Source organism: Bifidobacterium sp. MSK.17.10 (genome assembly GCF_019129655.1).
GTDB lineage: Bacteria > Actinomycetota > Actinomycetes > Actinomycetales > Bifidobacteriaceae > Bifidobacterium > Bifidobacterium adolescentis.
Genome location: NZ_JAHOJD010000002.1, coordinates 256,454 through 278,295, shown reverse-complemented (window position 1 = coordinate 278,295; position 21,842 = coordinate 256,454). Strand labels below are relative to the sequence as shown.

The window sequence follows — 21,842 nt, the reverse complement described above, 5'->3', positions numbered from 1 at the left end:
ACCGTATATCCAATGCGCAATCAGACCGTGAACTTGTGCACCACTTTCGCGCTATCGTTCAGGTCGAACAAATCAGTGACGTCGACCGTCACTTCGGAATCGTCTTTCAAGGTATATCCAATCGTCACGGTTCCGGTGGCTCCGGGCTGGACTTCGGCGAAATCAGAATTGGAATCGTATCCGGCAGGGTTCTCGCTGTAAATGGCGGTGTCGAGAGCTTGCCCATTTTGGAACACTTGCGGGCTGGCGAGGATTGCAAACGAATTGTTTTTATCCGTGTTGTTGGTCCATTCGAATGTGACCAACACCGTGGGCTGATTGTTATAGTCGTTGTTGCTACGTACCGCGGAGACGATTTTCACATGCATGGTCTTCAAATCGCCTTCCATATCCTGATCGCCCTTCGGCTGATTTTTTGCGGAGCCTTTTGCGGATGATTGTGAGCTTGACACGCCGGTGGCCTCGTCTATGGCCTTGCTTGCTGCGGACTGCATGGCCAGAGTAATGACGATGGCCAACACCGACAGCACCGCAGCGACAATCGCCAATGCCTTGCCGCGTTTTTTACCGCGGAACGTGCCGACCAATGCCACAATCGCAAGAATCACGCCAATGAAACCGAAAATCGCAGCAATGTTGTTGATAATCGGAATGAAGCTCAGCACGAAGCCAAGCGCGCCGAACACCACGCCGACAATGCCGCACACAGTCAGTCCCTTCTCTTCCTGATAGACCGGCTGCAGCGGGGGTTGGGGTTGGATGGGCTGCTGCGGGGCGATGTAACCACTCATGATCGTTCCTTCTTCTCGAATCGGTTGAGACACTTTCGAGGGTACGGAATTCCGCGCTGGACCGGTATTGGACGAAAGGTCATTCCCATCTGCACTTTGGGGCGTGCGAAACGCACGGAAGAACAATGGCGTCTTTCGGGGACGGGCCCAATAATGGTAGGTATGAGCGAGACGACGAATTCCCCGACCCCCATCGAAGTGCCGGTACGTACCAGAGGCTGGCAAAGCATGGTGATGGTGGTCTGCGCGGGCTTCATGTGCTTGGCGCAGACCGCGTTCGCCGCGCAACGGTTCGGCCAGGATTCCGCCGTATACGTATGGATGGTGTTCTGCATGCTGGTGGCGTTCGCCATCGGGTTTCTGCTGCTCGCCCGTTCCCGTTATCCGCGTGCCACATTCGTCGCCGCGTGTGTGGTCGTGCTGGTTTTCCCATACGATCCCATTCTCGCTTTGATGGCGTTGACCGCGCTATTGGCCCGCCGTAATGACATGAAGACCACGGTTCGCGCGATCGTGGCGGGCGGTTTCGTCACGCTTGCCGCGCAGGTACGCGACGCGTTGCGGCCGCCGGAGGCATCCATCTGGCATATGGTGTTCGCCAAACCGGATACCGGCAGCCAATATGGCACCGACCTAATCATGCTTGCCGATGACCGCACCATCGTCATCACCGCGATAGTGGCTGCATTGTTGGAGCTGGCCATCGCGACTTTGGCGGGGTTGCATATCCGTTCTCGCGCCTTGGCATCGCTGGCCACGGCCAAGGCGGACGCGGCGGACGCGCAGGTGGCGCAGCTCAAGACCACGATCGACAGTCAGCAGCTGGCCGACGCGATCGCTGCCGAAGCGCATGACACGCTTGCCCATTCGCTTTCCCTGCTGGCGTTGAATGCGAGCGCGCTGCAAGCCGAGTCGAAGAAGCTCGCGGCCGAAGCGGGAAGTCTGGACGCCGGCCAACTGGCCGGGCAGGCCAGCCGAATCGCGGACAAAACCGAGGAGATTCGCAAACAGGCGGCAGGAGCGTTGGACGAGGCGCACAGTGTCATCGACATGCTGCGTCATCCGGAGCAGGCGAAGGCGCAACTGGCGCCGTCCGATGAGACGTCGTTGACCCGTGAATCGTTGGATGCGCTTCTCGGAGACGCACGTGCCGCCGGCATGCGGCTCAACACATGGATTGACATCCAACAATTGGGCCAACTCAACAGGGAAACCGGCAAAATCGCCTATCGAGTCCTTCAGGAGGGGCTGACCAATGCGAGCCGTCACGCGCCGGGAGCCCCGGTATCGTTGGAACTCACCGTGAACCCCACCGTAGGCGTGCACGCGCATGTGTCCAATCCAACTAATCCGTCCGTTCCGGCAGCATCGGCGGATGCCACGCGTCCCGCCATGGATTCCAAAAACGCTTTCCGTACCGGTGCCGGATTGCCGGGATTGGCCGAGCGCGTCCGGCAGGCCGAAGGAACATGTCGATTCGGTTTTGACGCACGACACGCGTTCCATGTTGATGTGCAGCTACCATGGGTTGAGTGAGCAGCGAAGAGAACAGCGATGACAGGCCGATAACGGTTGGCGTGATTGATGACGATCCGATGATTTGCCAGGCCATGCGGCTGATTCTCGAAGATTATTCCACCGGCAGGCTCAATGTCGTTTTCACCTGCACCGATGGCGGTCAAGCGGTCGACGAGGCCGGCAGGCATCATCCGGATGTGGTGTTGATGGATATAGCCATGCCCGGCATGGACGGCATCGAGGCGACACGAAGACTGCGCGCACTTCCGCAGCCGCCGCATGTGCTGATACTGACGTCCTTGAGTCCGAGCGGGACCGTGGAGCGGGCCGTCGAGGCAGGCGCCGAGGGTTTTGTCTCCAAAACCGATGCACCGGAGGACATCATCCGCCGCATCACCGATGTGTGCGACGGTCTGCCGCAATTCAATCCATCCAGCCAACGGCAGCTCATCAACGATCTGAACATGCAGCAACCGCAATCGCGCCGGGACGAGGCTCGCGCCATGCTCGACGCTCTGCCTGAGCGGGAACGCGAGGCGGTGGTTCTCGCAGCCGACGGGTACACCAATGCCGAAATCGCGGAACGAATGTTCATTTCGGAACGTACCGTCAAGGCGCACATCTCATCCGCGGGAGACAGATTATGCATGGGCCGGGTACAGATGGCGCGTTTGGTTGAACGTGCGGATCTGCCGGACCAATTATGAGGCGAAGGATTCTACGGCAGTGGAGACTCCGTTACGTCCATGAAACGCCGGTGCACCCCCTCCCATAAACTAGAAAACAGTATGCCGCACCTGCGGTGCAAACGTTATCAATGAGGGATGGCGGTCGATATGGCGATCAGCGCGACGGAAAAACCCCTAGGCAAAGTGTTCACTTCCGATTACCAACTCACCATCCCTTCGTTCCAACGCGCGTACACGTGGCAGGCGGAGAACATCGAACAGCTCGTCAACGACCTTCAGGACGCCTGCGCCGACCCGGACACGCCTTACTTCCTCGGCTCGCTCATCCTCGTCAAGGACGGCCCCACCCAATACCAGGTCATCGACGGCCAACAGCGCCTCATCTCCCTGTCAATCATCGTCTCCGTGCTGCGCGAACTGGAAGACGACCCCGACCTCATCGACAGCCTCAACGACCTCATTTTGGAACCAGGCGACAAACTCCGCGGCATCAAAGCCGAGCCACGACTCACCCTGCGAGAACGCGACACCGACTTCTTCCGCATGTACGTGCAGGAAGGCGATTTGGAAGGCCTGTTCGATCTGAGGGACAACGACATCGCCTCGCACGCGCAACGCAACATCGCCGTCAACACCCGCCGCACATTCGACCTGCTCGCCGCCATGGACGCCAAAGACCGCCGCCGATTCGCCTCATACCTGGTCAACGGCGTCACCCTCGTCATCGTCACCACCGACGACCTCGCCGGCGCGCACCGCATCTTCGACGTGATGAACATGCGCGGCGTGCCACTGACCGCATCCGACGTGTTCAAAGCGAAAACCATCGCGGAAATATCCCCCGCCGCGCGTAACGCCTACGCCACACGATGGGACGACATCATGGACCCGCTCGGCGATGACTCGCACACGCTCGAAGAGTTCTTCTCCGACCTGCACCTGATCGTCTCGCACAAGGCCGTCTGCACACAGCTGCTTGAGGAATTCCGCAAAGACGTGCTCAAACCATACGTGAAGAAACAGAACGTCATCTCCTTCATCGACGATCTGCTCGCCCCTTATGCCAACGCGTGGCTCATCCTCAACCGTCCGACCGACGCCAACCTGCCAGACGACATCGTGGCCATGCTCGTCTCACTCGCCGACTACCAGACCACCGACTGGGAACCCGTGGCCATGTGGGCGCTCGTCAACTCCATCCGCAACCTCGGCAGCGCCAACGCACAAGTGTTCTCCACACCCGGAAATATCGGAAACGAAACCACGAACGCGCACGACGAACGCCTCCAATTACACGACATCGACAGACTCCACGACGTTCTCGCCGCACTCGAACGCGTCACCGGCGTCGACAGCCTCAACCGGCAAAGCCCACTCGCCCGACGCACACGCGCCGCAAGCGCCATCCGAGACCTCAACAAAGGCCATACCCTCCAACAGATCCGTGGATTCCTCATCACCGACGAGGACCGACGTTCCGCACTCGCGCATCTACGTGGCGAGTTGCAGACCAGTCCCGCCATGAAGAAACTTCTGCTCATCCGCGCCAACGAGCAGAAGGCCGGCTACCGCATCACCCGACCGCGCAGTCTCAAAGCGTTGCCGATCATGCCCGAACAGGTCAGCGCGAAATCCGATTTCGCCGCTTGGCCGGAGTCGGTGCGTGACCATTGGGCAAACCGCATCGGCAATTTGGTGCTTAGTCAGGCCAACGAAACCCAAGTCGCGCCACTCGCCACGTATGCGCAGCGGCGCGACCGCATGCTGTTGTCGGCAAGCTCCAGACGTTTTCCGCTGACAGCCGAACTCGCCAATATCGCCGAATGCACGCCGCAGACGCTGCAATACCGGCAGGATGAGATGGTTCGGCTCATCGCCGACCATTGGAATATTCGTTACGATGCCGACGATACGGATTTGTCGACGTTGAACGAGGAGACGCTCAATGTGAAAGCTACGGTCTCCTCTCCCACGTCCAAACGCGTCAGCATTGCCCAAGTGCTGGAAGCCGGGCTGCTTATCGCCGGAGAGACCTTGGTATGGGAGCGTCCCCGCAAGGGCGAACGTTGGGTAGCGACCGTCACTTCCGAAGGCAAGCTGCGCATGGATGACGGCAGGGAGTATGCCACGCCTACTGCCGCGGCGCGTGCCGTTGGCGGCTCATCAGCGGGTCTTACCGTGTGGAAACGCACGTCGAATGGCCAGAAACTGAGTGACGTTTGGAAGGCGTATCGTCTGCGCAAGCACTGAGGACGCCGAACGACCAGATGGTCAGTCTCAACCAGCCGGATTCAATCAACCGGATTCAGCCGGTCAATGCCAGGCCAGCCATTCGACGGCGAGTTTGGTGCGATTGGAGATGTTGGTTTTGGCAAGTATGTCGCTGATGCGGTTGCGGACCGTGCCTTCGCTGAGAAACAGCCGTGACGCGATCTCACGATTGTCCAATCCCTCGGCCACAAGTTCCAGCACGTCCAATTCGCGTTCGGTAAGGCCGGCGAAACGTTCGGATGGTCCGCTGGAATCGGGGTTCCGAGATCCTTGGACTGCCTGCGCATCATCATGCGACACAACGCGATCGACTGATGAGGATTCGTCTGATGTCGTGGATTGCGGACTGACCCGCAGCTTGCTCAACACTTCGGCGCCCATGACCACTTGTCCGGCCATGACGGCTTGCACCGCGGGTATGACGGACGAAACGTCCTGTTTGATCAAGTAGCCTTTCGTGCCTATTTCCAACGCTTTGGCGATGTATGACTCGTCGGCGAATGTGGTGAGGATAAGGATTCGCGCGTTCGGATGCGCGTCAAGAATCGCCTCCGACGCTTGCAATCCGTCCATTCCCGGCATCTGCACGTCGACCAGCAACACATCGGGGGCATCCATCTCATATTGGGTCACCGCATCCGTGCCGGTGTTGGCGGTCCATGCCACATCGGCGGTGCCGGTGGCTTCGAGAATCGCGGATAATGACAAGCAGACGATTGGATCATCATCTGCGATCGCGACACGCATTAATGCGCTCCTTTCTCCGGTTGCGTCGTTTCCGAACCACTCGCCGGCTTGGGGATGGATACGAACACGCGCCAACCCTCATGATACGGCCCGCAAATCGCGCAGCCTCCCAACGCACGAGCCCGTTCCTCAATGTCCGAAATGCCGATGCCTGTGGAATCGTTCGGTCGAATGAACTGCATGGCGACGGCTTCAGCAGACGATCTTCTCACGGTTCCATCATCCTGCACGCACAGCTGCCACAATGCCGGGAAATCGCGCAGGGTGATTGAAACGTTCCTTGCCTGACTGTGTTTGACCGTATTGTTCAACGCCTCGCGAATCGCAGTGGCGAAGCAGCGGGACACGGCCGCCGGCGCTGAATCGATGCCGTTGACCAGCCTCACCCGCAAGGGGCCGGCGCCGTCCATGCTGTGTGCGGCCGTCTCAATCTGCGAAGCGAAATCCGTACCTTCGTCTTTCAAATCATGCACGGCTTTGCGCACCAAAGTCATAGCCTCGCTCACCGTGTCATGAATTTCACAGAAACGTTGGGCGGATTGTTCCTGTCCGGCAACCTGGGCCACCACGTGCGCCGCCTCGGTCTGCATGATGGCTCGGGTCAGCATGTGGCCGACATTGTCATGGATCTCACGTGCGATGCGTGTGCGTTCGGCAAGCGTCGCCGTGCGTACGGCCAACGCACGATCCTCGTCGTTTTCGGCGATCTGCGAGCGCAGGCGGCGAATCTGGTCGCGGCGGGAATCCTGCAATCGCCGCACTTCGCGGGCGAGGTTCGCGCAGCGCGTGCAAAGCAGGCCGGCAGCGAATCCCAGAACCGTTTGGAGCACCATCAATATGATGATGGACAAGTCGGATGGAACGTGCGAGCCAATCGAACGGAAAATCACTATCGTCATGGGAAGAAGCCACAGCCATCGCGGCACCAACGCTTGCAAGAAGCGGCTGCCATCGACGACAGCGGACGATGATGCCGCGTTGAATGCTGCGATGGGAAGCATCAGATACCACGCCGGCACCAGGCATGCGCCGCAGTCAAGCATGACAATCAACGTCATCGCAAGCCACGAACCCGACGCGTATTCCCCCACCGCGGCACAACACACCGCCACAAGTGCGCCGCACATCAGGTCGAGGCCGACGTCTCCGGATGCGTATACGCCCATGATCATGCCCATGGCCAGGAACACGGCTTGGAACAGCAACCGTTTCATGCCGCCTCCCGTCCGCCGATTCGTGTCTGATTGGTTCGCTTGCTTCCAGAGTAATGCACATGGCGCATGGCACAGCCGGCGGCATCAACGAAGGTGACATTTGTCATGTTCGAAAGTGACATCATTCCGGCAATTGTGACTACGCGCACCATGTCGGGGGCATCCGGCGGCACGACAATGGAATCAGAGGCATGGAGCACGAGAAAGGAGCTCGTCATGGGTGGACGCATGAATGACGCTGCCGATGCGGTCAGCGCGGTCAAGGTCTCGAAACTGGTGAAACGTTACGGAGACATGCTGGCGCTCGACTATTTCGATCTCGACGTGCATCAGGGGGAAATCTTCGGCCTGCTGGGGCCTAACGGCTCAGGCAAGACCACGGCGATCAACTGCATACTTGCGTTGCTCACGTTCGATGAGGGCACTGTGCGCGTGTTCGGCGAGCCGATCAGCCCTACCAGCTATGCGTTGAAGCGGCGTATCGGCATTGTGCCGCAGAACGTGGCCGTGTTCAACGAATTGACCGTTGAGGAGAACATCGATTATTTCTGCTCGCTGTATGTTTCCGACAAGGCAAAACGTCGCATGCTCGTGGACGAGGCGCTGGATTTCGTAGGATTGCGCGATTACCGTACCTATCGTCCGGCGAAACTGTCCGGCGGTCTGCTGCGTCGTCTTAATATCGCCTGCGGCATCGCCCACAAGCCGGATCTGATCTTTTTCGACGAGCCGACCGTGGCCGTCGATCCACAAAGCCGCAATGCGATTCTCGAAGGTATCCAACGACTTAACCGCGAAGGCGCGACGGTGATCTACACCAGCCATTACATGGAGGAGGTCGAGCAGATCTGCGACCGCATCCTCATCATGGATCATGGCCGGCATCTGGCTCTTGGCACCGCGGAGGAACTTAAGGCGATGATCAGCACCGGCGAACGCATCAGCATCGAAACCGATGATCTGGGAGGGCGCTCAGATTCGGCCGATACGACGCTTGCGCGATTGCGCGCATTGCCGTTCGTGACCAACGCCGACTATGACGGCCATGAGCTGACGGTGAACTGCCGCCAGGGCGATCACAATCTCATCGACGTACTGCAGCTGTTGGAGCACGAGGGCACGAATATCGGGCATCTCTCCAGTCGCCAGCCGACGCTCAATGATGTGTTCCTGGAACTGACCGGCACCGCGTTACGCGACTGACTTGGCTTGCAAGGCTTGTGGCAAATCGAAAGGCATGTGACATCATGTGGCAGACGTTACTGATCAATCTCAAACTGCATTTGCGGGAGAAAACGCAACTGTTCTGGCTGTTCGCCTTCCCCATCATCCTGGCCACCATGTTCAACGGCATGTTCGGCAACATCGCGGAAAGTTTCGAGCTGCACACACTTGACGTGGCCGTGGTCGAAGACAACGCGTGGAAGACGTCCTATGGGGCGCAGACGCTGATCGAAGGCATTTCATCCGAATCGTCTGCATTATCGGACAATCACGTGAAAGTGAGTGCCGATGGCAAGAATGGAACGGGACTCATCAACACGACCAAGGTGGAATCGATTGCGCAGGCGGAACAGCTGCTGGCCGACGGCACCGCGCAAGGCATGCTGCGAATCGATGACGGCAGATTGCGATTCTCCGTCTCACAGTCGACGCAATCGTCCGCGTCCGATGTGATGGCGTCGAGCAGCGGCTTGGATATTTCGCTGACGGTGCTGGGCAACATCGTGGACCTGTACAACCGCAACACCGATGTGGTGGTGGACATTGCGAAGCACAACCCCGAAGCTCTGATGAATGGCAAGGTGACCGGCAGCATCGGTTCGGCGAATGGCTATACAAAGGAAATCCAGCTGACGAATTTTAAACCGAGCGGTACGGCACGATATTACTATGCACTGCTGGGATTGGCCGCGTTGATGGCCATGAGCTTCGCCATCAACGTAGTGACGATGACGCAGGCGAATCTTTCGGCTTTGGGTGTCCGCCGTTCCGTTTCGCCGCTTCCGAAATCGCAGCAACTGCTGGCTGGATTCCTGTCCAGTTGGCTGTGTTCGTTCCTGAGTCTGACCGTGGCCATGCTGTATATCCGGTTCGTCTGTCATATTTCGTTGGGCGGACGTGAATGGGCTGGTGTGGGAGCATGTCTCATGGCTTCGTTCGCGGCGAGCGCATTCGGCACGTTGCTTGGCGCGCTGCCGAAGATTCCAACCGGCGCCAAGCAGGGGCTGTGCACGGCGATCGCCTGCACGTTGTCATTGTTCTCCGGACTGTACGGTTCGTTCGCCATGCAGTTGAGCGACTTGATCGCCCAGCGCACACCGGTGCTGAGTCTGCTCAATCCGGCGCAGCAGATCACGAACCTGTTCTACGACATCCTCTATTACGACAATTTCAAACCGTTCTTCACCACCGCCGGCATCCTTGCCGCGATGAGCCTGGTCTGCCTTGCTGCGGCGACCGTTCTGTTGAGGAGGCAACGCTATGAATACCTGTAAGACGGCGCTGAGAATTCTCAAATCACGCAAGATGTACCTGGTCATCTATTTGGGGTTCATCGGCATCATGATGTTCGCCATCAGCTGGCAGATCATGCGTGGCTCGATGACGGGTGGCGATGAGGTGTTCCATCCCGATACGGCACGTGTGGCGGTGGTCGACCGCGATGGCGATGCCGATGGTATTTCATCCGCGCTGCGTTCCTATCTTGCGTTGGATGGCGAGATGGTGGACCTTGCCGACGATTCCGAAGCGTTGCAGCAAGCCGTCGCTTCGAACTATGTTGATTTGATCGCAATTGTGCCGCACGGCTTCGCTTCGGATTATCAGAAATATCTGGATGGTTCGTCAAATGACCAACCGACTGTCGAAACCGTTGTCAGCTACACTTCCGGAGCAGGCTCCCTTTCGCAGCTGGAAGTCAACGAATTCCTGTCATTGACACGCACCGCGTACTTGGGTCAAGCCGGGAAGCAACAGTCGATGGAAACGGCCATGCGGACGGCGTTGGATACCGCGAAAGCAGATGCCAAGACGTCGAAAATAGCGGTGGTGCAATCGCCATCCGCAGATACTGATAATACCAAGCCGGCGGCATCCGCATTCGCCGGCACCATCAAAACGGGACTCTATCCGTTGCTGCTGGTCATGCCGATCTGCACGTTCCTGGTGATTGGCACCTTCAATGACAGTGAGATTCGTCGCCGCCTGTATTCGTCGCCGACGCGTCTGGTGTCGTTGCAGATGCAGGAGATGCTCACCTGCGCCACCTTCGGCTTGGTGGTGTGCGTGGGTTACACGGCGGCGACATTGGTCTTGATGATGGCCGCAGGAGTGCCGTTCGACGGGATTACATCCACGAATGTGGCTTTGACGTTCGTGTCGCTGCTGGCGTACACGTTGATGGCAATCGCCTGCGGTTTCCTTCTGGGGTCGGTTGGTTTCTCGGAAATGGCGGTCAATGCGTTCGCCAACGTATTCGGTCTGCTGTGCATGTTCACGTCGGGTATGGCATTCCCCATCGATATGATGCCCGAACCGATGATCATGATCGGCAAGCTGCTGCCGGGATGGTGGCTGTGCGTGTCCATCGACAACGTGTTCGGGCTTGGCACGGCGGCCGCAACCGGCGTGGATTATGGTTCTTGGGCATCGTCAGTCGGCTTGGTGGCATTGTTTGCAGTGGCGTTCATCTGCCTTGGTCTGGCATTGGGGCGTATCCGTCGCACACGCCCGTCCTTGGCCTCCCCCACCACCACGCAGTTGGCCAAGTAAATCCCCAAGTGTTCCGTTCCATCGGCCGAGTCCCGATGGAACGGAACATCCGCCTTTGCCGTAGGCTCTCAATCAAATCGGATGGAACCGGACGAAATCGGACTAGGCTGAAAGCATGATCGACCACATTACACTTCATGTTTCGAACGCGGAACGCAGCATCGCATTCTATACGAAAGCTCTGTCTCCGCTCGGATACATTCCCAAAGCCCATCACGAACCGACCATCGGTTTCGGCGTGGATGACGGCACGCCCCGTTCGGATTTCTACATCTCCCCGATGGACGATCCGGCGCAACAGCCGATTCCCACGCATATCGCCTTCCGCGCAACGAACGAACAAGCGGTACGCGACTTTTATGAAGCCGCGATCACGGCAGGCGGAATGGATAACGGCAGACCCGGACCACGTGCCTACCATTCCGGGTATTACGCGGCCTTCGTGCTCGACCCCGACGGCAATAACATCGAAGCTGTCACAGACTGGTCGCACACAAGCCAATCATGAAATCGGCCGCCGAATCGCAAAAAGTCATCGGGTGACATTGCGCAGCCAACGGTACTTGCGGTAGTGCAACAACGCGGGAACCATTTTGATGCATTCGTCGGTGTTGAGCAGCGCATACACCACCAACACGGGCAGTTTGAACACGAACGCGGCCAACAGCCCGACCGGCACCACAATCAGCCACATGACGATGGCATCGCACATGAGACCGAACTTCGCATCGCCGCCGGCTGGAAAAATACCGGCGATCGTCAGATTCGTCATGCATCCGCATGCCGCGTAATATGCGCAGACGAACAGCATGACCGACAGGTACCGTGTGGCTTCGGGCGTAAGGTTCGCCCATTGCAAAGCCAGCGGACGCGCCGCGACAATCAACAGTCCCGTCGCGGTACCGACCACGGCCACCAGCACGCACATCCTGTCGCCCATCGCCTTCGCCTGTCGGAAATCTCCACGTCCCAGCAGATTGCCGACCAAAATGCCGCCGGCATTGCCCAGACCAAGGGACAGGCACACCAGCAGATCCTTGACGATATTGGCGATGGAATTGGCGGCGACTGCGTCTGCACCCAAATGTCCCATGATCACGGTGTACATGGTGAAACCACATCCCCACACCAATTCATTGCCAAGCACCGGCAGGCTGTATTTCCAGAAATCCTTCTGCAACGGCCCATCGGGATGCAGCACATGGCCAAGTCGCAGGTAGGGGCCACGACGGGTCGCCACGACCGACCATGTCAGCTCAATCGCACGCGAAATCACCGTGGATATAGCCGCGCCGAAAATGCCAAGCGCGGGAATGCCGAGACTGCCGATACCGTAAATCAGCGCCGCGTTCAACACGACGTGCACGATCACGCCAACCGTGCTGACCGTCATGCCCATCACCGCGGAGCCGGTGTTCTTCATCAGACACAGGTACATCTGGGACAGGCCGATGAACAAGTACGACAATGACGAAATCCGCAGATATCGCGCGCCAAGCATGATCAGCGTGCCGTCATTGGTCATGATGGACATCAACTGTTCCGGCACGAGCAGTGCCGCCAGGAAGAACGCCGTCGACAGCATTCCGGCATACAGCATGACGAATCCCAGCACGCGTTCCACCGCGTCACGGTTGCCGGCACCCCAATACTGCGCCACGAGAATGCTCATGCCCAGGGTCAGGGCCGCAGTGAACAGGCTGAACAGGAACTGGAACTGCGTGGCGAGCGAGACGGCGGCCAACTCGTTTTGCCCTACCCCCGACAACATCAGCGTGTCGGCGCAGGACGACAACGACAGCATGAGCTGTTGGAAAGCGATAGGCAAAGCCAATTTGAATACATGGCCGAGGAATTCCCGGTCCGGCATGATGGTGCGCACGATAGTCTCCATTGGAATACAAGCCCGTTTCAGACGACGGGCAAACGAAAACGTCGGGATATGTAGGCCGACCAGCCTTATCCCGACGTTGGGCCGAATATTGGGCGAGGTTTTACAGCGAATCCTTCCATGCGCGGTATTCGGCGGCCTTGCCCTCCCAGTATTCACGGTCCGCATCAGTGATCTTGCGAATCACATGGCACGGGTTGCCCACGGCCACCGAATGGGATGGGATATCCTTGGTCACCACGGAGCCTGCACCGATCACCACATCATCGCCGATGGTAACGCCCGGACAGACCACCACGCTGCCGCCGAACCACACGTCATTGCCGATGGTGATCGGACGGGCGCCTTCCGGACCGGAAGCGCGTACGGCCGCATCGATTGGATGGTATGGCGTGTACAGGCCGACGCGCGGGCCGAAGAAGACACGGTCGCCGATGGTGATTCTCGCCACGTCGAGGAAGATGCAGTCCATATTGGCATAGAAGTTGTCGCCGATATACGTGTTGCAGCCGTAATCGCAGTTGAATGGCGGTTCAAGGAACGCGCCTTTGCCGAGTGAACCGAACAGTTCGCGGAACAGCCTGTCACGTTCCTCGAACGCGTCGTATGCGGACGTGTTGATGGCGTGCACCAAGCGGCGTTTACGCATGTTCGCTTCACGCTGCATATCACCGCAAATATACAATTCGCCGGAAAGCATGCGTTCCCACTCGTTCGTAGGCACCGCCGCATTATCCACGGCAACGGCCGCACCTTCATTCTCCGCCATTGAAAGCTCCTTGTGAATCTGTTTGTCAATCGTTTGACGTCCTTTGACACCATTCAACACCACCAACATCGACGGCAGCACTTGCAATGTTGTAGAATCATCCTTGTTCTTTGCATTATCTACCGTTTATTAGAGTAGTCATGAACACTGCCGATGAAGAAGCACAGATGGAACGGGACGAATGGGCCTCCCGTGAGGTGATGCCCATCACTAATTGGGGTCGCCGACCCGATGGTTCGGAGATAGTGCAGTATGACGCGCCGATGTTCTTCTCCTTCACCGAGCATTCGCTGCTCCACCAGTACCCCCATATGCGTGCGGAATGCCATTGGCATGTCGACCTTGAACTCACCTACATCATCCATGGGCATATGTGGTATTTCGTCAACGGAGAAACAGTCCGGCTCGATGAGGGGCAGGCGATTTTCGTCAACTCACGTCAGCTGCATTACGGTTTCACCAAGGACGGTTCCGATTGCGAATTCTCCTGCACGTTGCTCAATCCGGCTAAAATGTGCGCCTCATTCGAAGTGTACGACCGTTTCATCGCGCCGTTGATGGCGGAGAACACGATGCCATATGCCGTCATCACCGACGACACGGCCCCCGGTCGGCGGCTGCTCGCCACCATCCGACAGCTTCATGCGGCGAAATTCGGTCCGCTGGAGCGGTCAGAGCGGTCAGCCGAACCGTTGCCCGCCGACGATATGACGCTAACCGACGATACCGAGGCGTTGACGGTGCTCAGCTGTTTCTATGCGGTCGTCCGCGACATACTGGCGATCGCCGGCAGTCATTGCGCGACTTCCACAGCGCCGCATCCCCGCATCGTGACGCTACGCAAGATGATCGATTACGTGCAGAGATATTACGTGCGTCCGATCACCTTGAAGCAAATCGCATCGGCCGGATCGGTGGGACGCACCACTTGCGCATCGATATTCCGCGAATCGCTCAACCAGTCGCCGATTGAATTCGTCAACGACGTGCGCGTGCGCGCCGCAGCCAACCTGCTGGTAACGAGCTCGCTGCCTATCGCCACGGTCGCCAAACAGACCGGTTTCTCATCCGCCAGTTTCTTCTCCCGCACCTTCCACCGGTTCATGGGCGTCACCCCCATCACGTACCGAACCACGCATACCAAGCGGAAATCCGAGGAATAAAAACAATCGGCTGCATGCCCTACGCCGTCACGCATAAGGACACGCAGCCGATTGCGTCACATCAAGCCGGAAAGGACACGTTCACTTCCTCTTCAGTCCGCGGGCGATGGAGGCGTTGCGCACCTCGACCGTGCCGTCGGTGGCGAAGACGCCCAACGACTCGTCCGGACGCTCGTACATGCGCACGTTCAACGCCACCCCATCCACGTACAACGTGCCGATGGTGTCGTCGACGACGAGACGGATGTGGTACGTATGCCCCGCCTCGAGGCCGATGGGCCGTTCCAGGCCGATGTTCATGACGTGAACTGGTCCTGCTCGTCGTCGCCGCCGCGCGGGACCGCCACGCCGCAGTCACGGTAGTCGACGAAGTCCTTGGTGGTGGCGAGGTCCCAGCCGAACGGCTCGCCGAACGGTTCAGGGTTGCGGTTGTCCCTCTGGTGGAACAGGAAGAACTCGTCGCCCTTGCCGAACGGCATGCAATCACCGAACCACGTGCCGGGGAACTGGTAGTAAAGCTTCATTGGCCTTGCCTTTCCTTGTGTGGCGCCTTTGGAAGGCAGTCACCCATGACCGTCATCGCAATGACGCTATTTCGCTTCGTATTGCTTCGTTTAAGCGCTTAAATAATTTAAACGCTTAAACGAGATATAGCATTGAAAATCGGAATGTCAAACGATTGACGTGTCTACAACGTCCGCACTGAATCCCGAGGCACTGCCGGGCATTGGACATGAACCGGCTTGAACCGTTCGGAGACTATCTCCGATTCGTCATTGTCGGCTCCGCAACGACGCAACAGGGTACGCACGCCCATCACGCCGAGATCGTACTGAGGAAGGCCAACAGTGGTCAAAGCGGGATGCATGTGGGCCGAAATCACTTCCTGGTTGTCGAAACCGACCACGGAAATATCGTCCGGCACGCGTTTCCCCGATTCCCGCAACGCGTCGTACAGGCCGAGCGCGGTGCGGTCGTTATGGCAGAACACTCCGGTCGCACCCGTCGCCAACACCTGTGCTGCCGCTCCGTAACCGCCTTCCTGATCGGCGGTCACGGACAGCACCAGCGAAGGGTCGAAATCGACGTCGAACCGCGCAAGCGCGGCCTTGTATCCCGCAAGACGGCCAACCGAAGCGGGTGACGGCGCGGCATCGTTGACGAATGCGATACGCCGGTGTCCGGCTTCCAACAACAGCCGTGTGGCGGTGGCGCCACCCTGCACTTCGTCCGGCACCACCGCGGGGAACCGTCCGCGCTCGTCATAGCAGTTGACCAGCACGGACGGCATTCTGCCAAGCTCGTCCGGCGGAGTGATTGAACCGTGTACCCATTTCGAGTAGATGATGCCCTCGACCTGGTGTTCGAACATGAACGAGAAGGTTCTGCGTTCCACGTCTTTTCTGCCGTCGGTATCCACCACCAGCAGAATTTTCCCATTGCGCCAGGCTTCGTCCTGCGCGCCTTGGATCACCTGGCCGGCGAAGGGCGATGTGGCCACTCCGTCGCTGATGAAGCCGATGATGTCGGAGCGGCCTCGGGCCAATCCGCGGGCGAGCGCGTTGTGATGGTAGCCGAGTTCGTCAGCAGCCCTGCGCACCTTGCGGCGTGTGGATTCCGTGATCCGCACGTCCCGGTTGTCGTTCACCGCCCATGAGGCGGTTGCGATGGAGACACCAGCCGCTTCGGCCACGTCCCGCAATGTCACTTTCGCCATGCCCGCGTATCAGCCCCGTCCGACGCCTAGCGCATCAGGTTGCGCAGGACGTACTGGAGAATACCTCCGTTGCGGTAGTAGTCCGCTTCGCCTGGCGTATCGATGCGAACGACGGCATCGAATTCGGTCGTGGAACCGTCCGCGTGGGTGGCGGTGACGTGGACCGTCTTCGGGGTGACGCCCTTGTTGAGTTCCTCGACACCGGAGATGTCGTAGGTTTCGGTGCCGTTCAGGCCGAGGCTCTCATACGATTCGCCTTCGGGGAACTGCAATGGCAGCACGCCCATGCCGATGAGGTTGGAACGGTGGATGCGTTCGAAGCTTTCGGTGATGACGGCTTTGACACCCAACATGACGGTGCCCTTGGCGGCCCAGTCACGGGAGGAGCCGGTACCGTATTCCTTGCCTGCGAGCACGACGAGCGGCACATCATGGTCGATATAGTCGCGAGACGCTTCGAAGATCGTGGTCGGCTTCTTGTCGAGGAAGTCGTAGGTGTAGCCACCAGGGGTGATTTCCTCGCCGACGGAGGCGAGCAACTGGTTGCGCAGGCGGATGTTGCCAAACGTGCCGCGGACCATGACCTCATGGTTGCCTCGACGGGAACCGTAGGAGTTGAAGTTCTTCGGTTCGACGCCACGGTCGGTCAGGTATTTGCCTGCCGGGCTGGAGGCCTTGAACGCGCCTGCCGGGGAGATGTGGTCGGTGGTCACGGAGTCGCCGAGCAGTGCGAGCACGCGGGCGCCGTGGATGTCCTTGACCGGATCCGGGGTGGCCTTCATGCCGTCGAAGAAGGTCTGCTTGCGCACGTAGGTGGAGTTCTCATCCCATGCGAACAGTTCGCCTTCCGGCACGTCAAGGCCCTTCCAACGGCGGTCGCCTTCGAACACGGAGGCGTAATCCTTGAGGAACATCTCGCGGCTGACGGTGCCATCCACCACTGCGGCGACTTCCTCATTGGTAGGCCAGATGTCCTTCAGGTACACGTCGTTGCCGTCCTGGTCCTTGCCGAGCGGCTGGGTTTCGAAATCGAAATCCATAGTGCCGGCGAGCGCGTAGGCGATGACAAGCGGCGGGGACGCGAGGTAGTTCATCTTGACGTCCGGGCTGATGCGGCCTTCGAAGTTACGGTTGCCGGACAGCACGGAGGTGACGGTCAGGTCGTTGGCGTTGATGGCCTCGGAGATTTCCGGCAGCAGCGGACCGGAGTTGCCGATGCAGGTGGCGCAGCCGAAGCCGACCAGCTGGTAGCCGAGCGCGTCGAGATCATCCTGCAGACCGGCGGCCTTCAGATAGTCGGCGACGACCTGGGAGCCCGGAGCAAGTGACGTCTTGACCCACGGCTTGGGCTTCAGTCCCTTGGCATGCGCGTTGCGGGCGATCAGGCCGGCGGCGATCATGACGGACGGGTTGGAGGTGTTGGTGCACGACGTGATGGACGCGATCGCCACGTCGCCGTTCTTGATATCGAAGTCGCCGCGGAAGTCAGTGGATACCGCGATCGGCTTCTGCACGGTTTTGTCGGTTTCGTATGCCGGTAGCGTGGCTTCGAACTTCTCTTTCGATTCGGACAGCCTGATGCGGTCCTGAGGACGCTTCGGGCCTGCGATGGACGGCACGACGGTGCCGAGGTCGAGTTCCAGGTATTCGGAGTACTGCGGTTCTACGTAGTCCGGATCGGTGGCGTCGCCCCAGAGCTTGTTGGCTTTCGCGTAGGCTTCGACGAGAGCGATCTGCTCTTCGGAACGGCCGGTCAGACGCAGGTAGTCGAGGGTGACGTTGTCGATCGGGAAGATGCCACAGGTGGAGCCGAATTCCGGTCCCATGTTGCCGATGGTGGCGCGGTTGGCCAGCGGCACGGAAGCGATGCCTTCGCCGTAGAATTCCACGAATTTGCCGACCACACCGTGCTGGCGGAGCATGTCGGTGATGGTGAGGACCACGTCGGTGGCGGTGACGCCTTCCGGAATGGAACCGGTGAGCTTGAAGCCGACGACGCGCGGCACGAGCATGGAGATCGGCTGGCCGAGCATGGCGGCTTCGGCTTCGATGCCGCCGACGCCCCAGCCGAGCACGCCCAGACCGTTGACGGTGGTGGTGTGCGAGTCGGTGCCCACGCAGGAGTCGAGGTAGGCGAGGTCGCGACCGCGCTCCCCTGCCTTGGTCATGACGACTTTGGCGAGGTATTCGATGTTGACTTGGTGGATGATGCCGGTTCCCGGCGGCACCACGCGGAAGTTGCGGAAGGCCTGCTGGCCCCAACGCAGGAACTGGTAGCGTTCGCCGTTGCGCTGGTATTCGATGTCCATGTTCTGTTCGACCGCGTCGGCCACGCCGTACTTGTCGATCTGCACGGAATGGTCGATGACCATGTCGGACTGGACCTGCGGGTTGATGACTTCCGGATCTCCGCCAAGCTCCTTGACGGCGTCACGCATGGTGGCGAGGTCGACGATGCACGGCACGCCGGTGAAGTCCTGCATGACCACGCGGGACGGGGTGAACTGGATCTCGTGGCTCGGCTGTGCGGCCGGATCCCAATCCAACAGGGCCTTGACATGATCATCCGTGATGTTGGCGCCATCGATGTTGCGCACCAGGTTCTCAACAAGAACCTTCAACGAATACGGGAGATGATCGATGCCCGGCAAATCCGCGATACGGTAAAAGTCGTAATCCTTGCCGCCCACCTTCAGGGTGTCGAGCTGGTCGTCGCGCACAGACATGCTACCTCCGAGCTTTTGTGGCTGGTTGAAACTTTCCAGCAGCCGATTATCCGTTGCCAACGATACAGCCTCGTTACTTCAGCACTGGCGTGTCTTCTTGAAACGTGAGAAAATGGCGACCATTTTCGGCACGCACCACAGGCACAGCACGAAAATGATGGCGGACACCACAAGCGCGATGCCCGTCGCCGCGAGCATTTCGCCGGACGGTATCACGAGCGCGAAGAAACGCGCGACGGGCGGAATGAACATGCCGGCCACGCCCGCCACGGCGAACGCCAATACCAGACCGCCTCTCCACGAGTTGAGTGGACGGGCCACGCGCGCCAGTACGAAGATGCCCATCATCAGCAGGATAATCGCGTTGACGCCACGAAGCATGCCCAGCTGCGCGGCGGAATGCTGTGCGTCCCAGCCCATGAACTTCGGCAACAGCCACGAATCGGCGAGAATCGACAGAGCCGTGGCGATGCCTCCCGGCAATGCGAAGTGCACCACGCGCCTGAGGAAGCCCGGAATGTAGCGGCGCGTGTTCGGCGCAAGCGCGAGGATGAACGCCGGCATGCCGATGGTGAGTGCGCCGATGTAGGTGATATGGCGGGGCAGGTATGGGAATGGGATCTGCGTCAGCACCACGCCGAGCGAGATCAGCGCGGAATATACGGTTTTGACGAGGAACAGGCTGGCCACGCGTTCCATGTTGGCCATGACCTGGCGTCCACGTGCCACCACATCGGGCAGATGCGAGAATTTCGAATCGACGAGCACCACCTGCGCCACGGCCTTGGTGGCGGGTGCCGCGTTGCCCATCGCGATGCCCAGGTCGGCCTCCTTGATGGCGAGCGCGTCGTTCACGCCGTCGCCGGTCATCGCCACGACATGATCGCCTAGGTGCAGCGCCTGGACGATCGCCTTCTTCTGGTCGGGCAGGACACGGCCGAGCACGTCCACGTTCTCCAGTACTTTCGCCAGTTCCGTGATGTCGGTGGGCAGTTCGCGCGCGTCCATGAAGCGTGGCTCCGCGTCTCCGGTGAGCCGTACTTTTCTTGCGATCGCACCGACGGTGACGGGATTGTCGCCGGAGATGATGCGGCAGCGCACGCCCTGCTCGCGGAACCAGGCGAGTGTGGCTTCGGCGTCGTCGCGAATGTGCTCGGAGCATAATACCAGCGCGACGGGCCGCGATGCGGGATCGATGGCGGGATCGCTTTCGTAATCGGCGGGCGCCTTGCCGTCATGCCGTGCGATCAGCAGCACGCGGTTGCCGTCGTGTGCGGAATCGTTGACCAGTCGAAGAACGTCGGCGTAATCGCCATCCAAGTGGGACAGCACGACTTCCGGCGCGCCCATCGTCCATACCGCGCCGTCATCGGCAATCGAGCTCCATTTGCGTGCCGACGAGAACGGAACGCGCGCCGCGACGGGACCGGCGGAGAAACCCTGCTTGCCCAGTCCGTTGAGAATCGCCAATCCGGTGCCGTTCGGCTGTCCTTCGTTCGACAGGTCGTACAGCGCTTGTTTCACGGCATGTTCGTCAACGGTATTGGCGCCAACGCCATCCAGCATGCGTATTTCGTTGAGCATGATGCCGCCGTCGGTGACGGTGCCGGTTTTGTCGAGGTTCAGGCAGTCCACGCGTGCGAGGGTCTCCACGGATTCGAGCTCCTGCACGAGCGTGTTCTTGCGTGCCAAACGGATGGCGGCGAGCGCGAAGTTGAGCGAGGTGAGCAGTACGAGGCCTTCGGGGATCATGCCGACCACGCCAGCCACGGCGGACACCACGGAGGAACGCCATTGGCCGGTGGAGACGGCTACGTCCCAACCGCCGACCGCGTGCACCTGCGACCAGATGAGCAGCACGCACAACGGCACGACGAGGAAGGTCATGAATTTGAGGATGGTGTTGATGCCCTTGTTGAGGTCGGACACGGTCTTTTTGTAGACCTTCGCCTGCGCGGTCAAGGTGGCGGCATAGCTGTGCGCGCCGACCGCGTTGACCTTGACCAAGGCCATGCCGGAGACCGCGGTGGATCCGGAATAGATGTCGTCGCCTTCGTTCTTGCGCACGGTGCGCGATTCGCCAGTGAGCATGGATTCGTCGAGTTCCAGGCCCCAGGTGCGCACGATCTGCGCGTCGGCGGGAACCTGTTCGCCGGAGCGGATCCACATGAGGTCGCCGAGCACGATTTCGTTGTGCGGCACTTCGACGTCCTTGCCGTCGCGTCGTACGAGATAGTCGGAGGCTACGAGGATGGAAAGCTTGTCGAGCGTTCGTTTGGCTTTCAGTTCGGTGATGATGCCGATGCCGGTGTTGATGAGGATGACGAGGCCGAACACGGCGTCTCTCCATGATCCCGTGACCAATACCATGACCATGGCGGCGAAGATGATGCCGTTGAACAGGGTGAACACGTTGGCTCGCACGATGTCGGCGAACGAACGTGACGTGGACGATTTGACGGCGTTGACCTGCCCGCTTTCCGTAAGGGCGGCGACTTCCGCTGCGGTGAGCCCCTTTTCACTGGTTTCAGGCATGGTTTGACTTTCGCTCATGCTGCCAGCATACCGCTTG

At 59.5% G+C, this 21,842-nt stretch carries 18 protein-coding genes; 8 read left to right on the top strand and 10 right to left on the bottom strand.

The window, feature by feature from the left end:
- Positions 1–20: 20 nt before the first annotated feature.
- The gene (locus KSX58_RS02645) at positions 21–791 is read right to left on the bottom strand and encodes a DUF5067 domain-containing protein (RefSeq protein ID WP_021913829.1); all 771 of its coding nucleotides are present in this window, start codon (positions 789–791) and stop codon (positions 21–23) included.
- A 234-nt stretch (positions 792–1,025) separates the two neighbouring features.
- On the opposite strand from KSX58_RS02645, the gene KSX58_RS02640 reads away from it, so the two are divergent.
- The 3 genes from KSX58_RS02640 (at position 1,026) to KSX58_RS02630 (ending at position 5,248) form a co-directional block, all read left to right on the top strand.
- Positions 1,026–2,327 (top strand): sensor histidine kinase, encoded by a 1,302-nt coding sequence (locus KSX58_RS02640; RefSeq protein ID WP_172790501.1) that lies wholly within the window; start codon positions 1,026–1,028, stop codon positions 2,325–2,327.
- Positions 2,324–3,016: a response regulator transcription factor gene (locus tag KSX58_RS02635; protein WP_081028284.1), complete on the top strand. Its 693-nt coding sequence runs from the start codon at positions 2,324–2,326 to the stop codon at positions 3,014–3,016. The genes KSX58_RS02640 and KSX58_RS02635 overlap by 4 nt, the downstream gene beginning before the upstream one ends.
- Positions 3,017–3,145: 129 nt before the next feature.
- A complete protein-coding gene (locus KSX58_RS02630; protein WP_034984639.1) occupies positions 3,146–5,248 on the top strand; it encodes a DUF262 domain-containing protein in 2,103 nt (700 codons plus the stop codon).
- A gap of 63 nt (positions 5,249–5,311) precedes the next feature.
- On the opposite strand, the gene KSX58_RS02625 is transcribed toward KSX58_RS02630, so the two are convergent.
- Both KSX58_RS02625 and KSX58_RS02620 read right to left on the bottom strand, forming a co-directional pair.
- Positions 5,312–6,016: a response regulator transcription factor gene (locus KSX58_RS02625; RefSeq protein WP_217735872.1), complete on the bottom strand. Its 705-nt coding sequence runs from the start codon at positions 6,014–6,016 to the stop codon at positions 5,312–5,314.
- The gene (locus KSX58_RS02620; RefSeq protein ID WP_003810629.1) at positions 6,016–7,230 is read right to left on the bottom strand and encodes a sensor histidine kinase; all 1,215 of its coding nucleotides are present in this window, start codon (positions 7,228–7,230) and stop codon (positions 6,016–6,018) included. Before KSX58_RS02620 ends, KSX58_RS02625 begins: the two co-directional genes overlap by 1 nt.
- Positions 7,231–7,446: 216 nt before the next feature.
- On the opposite strand from KSX58_RS02620, the gene KSX58_RS02615 reads away from it, so the two are divergent.
- The 4 genes from KSX58_RS02615 (at position 7,447) to KSX58_RS02600 (ending at position 11,512) form a co-directional block, all read left to right on the top strand.
- Positions 7,447–8,433: an ABC transporter ATP-binding protein gene (locus tag KSX58_RS02615; protein ID WP_113736316.1), complete on the top strand. Its 987-nt coding sequence runs from the start codon at positions 7,447–7,449 to the stop codon at positions 8,431–8,433.
- Between the two features lie 44 nt (positions 8,434–8,477).
- Positions 8,478–9,728 carry an ABC transporter permease gene (locus KSX58_RS02610; RefSeq protein WP_038444645.1) on the top strand — a complete coding sequence of 417 codons (1,251 nt, stop codon included), beginning with the start codon at positions 8,478–8,480 and terminating at the stop codon, positions 9,726–9,728.
- Entirely contained in the window at positions 9,715–11,004 is a 1,290-nt protein-coding gene (locus KSX58_RS02605) for an ABC transporter permease (RefSeq protein WP_038444647.1), read from the top strand. The genes KSX58_RS02610 and KSX58_RS02605 overlap by 14 nt, the downstream gene beginning before the upstream one ends.
- Positions 11,005–11,119: 115 nt before the next feature.
- Positions 11,120–11,512, top strand: a complete 393-nt coding sequence (locus tag KSX58_RS02600; RefSeq protein ID WP_011743401.1) for a VOC family protein — start codon at positions 11,120–11,122, stop codon at positions 11,510–11,512.
- 24 nt (positions 11,513–11,536) lie between these two features.
- Here the strand turns inward: KSX58_RS02600 and KSX58_RS02595 are convergent, their stop codons facing one another.
- Positions 11,537–12,898, bottom strand: a complete 1,362-nt coding sequence (locus tag KSX58_RS02595) for an MATE family efflux transporter (RefSeq protein ID WP_038444648.1) — start codon at positions 12,896–12,898, stop codon at positions 11,537–11,539.
- Between the two features lie 100 nt (positions 12,899–12,998).
- Positions 12,999–13,664, bottom strand: coding sequence for a sugar O-acetyltransferase (locus KSX58_RS02590; RefSeq protein WP_021913840.1), 666 nt, complete (start codon positions 13,662–13,664; stop codon positions 12,999–13,001).
- A gap of 140 nt (positions 13,665–13,804) precedes the next feature.
- Between KSX58_RS02590 and KSX58_RS02585 the strand changes: the two genes are divergently transcribed.
- Positions 13,805–14,827: an AraC family transcriptional regulator gene (locus KSX58_RS02585; RefSeq protein ID WP_217735873.1), complete on the top strand. Its 1,023-nt coding sequence runs from the start codon at positions 13,805–13,807 to the stop codon at positions 14,825–14,827.
- An 81-nt stretch (positions 14,828–14,908) separates the two neighbouring features.
- Here the strand turns inward: KSX58_RS02585 and KSX58_RS02580 are convergent, their stop codons facing one another.
- The 5 genes from KSX58_RS02580 to KSX58_RS02560 form a co-directional block, all read right to left on the bottom strand.
- Positions 14,909–15,127, bottom strand: coding sequence for a peptide synthetase (locus KSX58_RS02580; RefSeq protein ID WP_217735874.1), 219 nt, complete (start codon positions 15,125–15,127; stop codon positions 14,909–14,911).
- Positions 15,124–15,351: a hypothetical protein gene (locus KSX58_RS02575; RefSeq protein ID WP_003810648.1), complete on the bottom strand. Its 228-nt coding sequence runs from the start codon at positions 15,349–15,351 to the stop codon at positions 15,124–15,126. Before KSX58_RS02575 ends, KSX58_RS02580 begins: the two co-directional genes overlap by 4 nt.
- Positions 15,352–15,515: 164 nt before the next feature.
- Positions 15,516–16,544: a LacI family DNA-binding transcriptional regulator gene (locus KSX58_RS02570; RefSeq protein ID WP_217735875.1), complete on the bottom strand. Its 1,029-nt coding sequence runs from the start codon at positions 16,542–16,544 to the stop codon at positions 15,516–15,518.
- A gap of 26 nt (positions 16,545–16,570) precedes the next feature.
- Positions 16,571–19,270 (bottom strand): aconitate hydratase AcnA, encoded by a 2,700-nt coding sequence (gene acnA, locus KSX58_RS02565; RefSeq protein ID WP_039775401.1) that lies wholly within the window; start codon positions 19,268–19,270, stop codon positions 16,571–16,573.
- 78 nt (positions 19,271–19,348) lie between these two features.
- Positions 19,349–21,823 (bottom strand): HAD-IC family P-type ATPase, encoded by a 2,475-nt coding sequence (locus KSX58_RS02560; protein ID WP_217735876.1) that lies wholly within the window; start codon positions 21,821–21,823, stop codon positions 19,349–19,351.
- Positions 21,824–21,842: the final 19 nt, after the last annotated feature.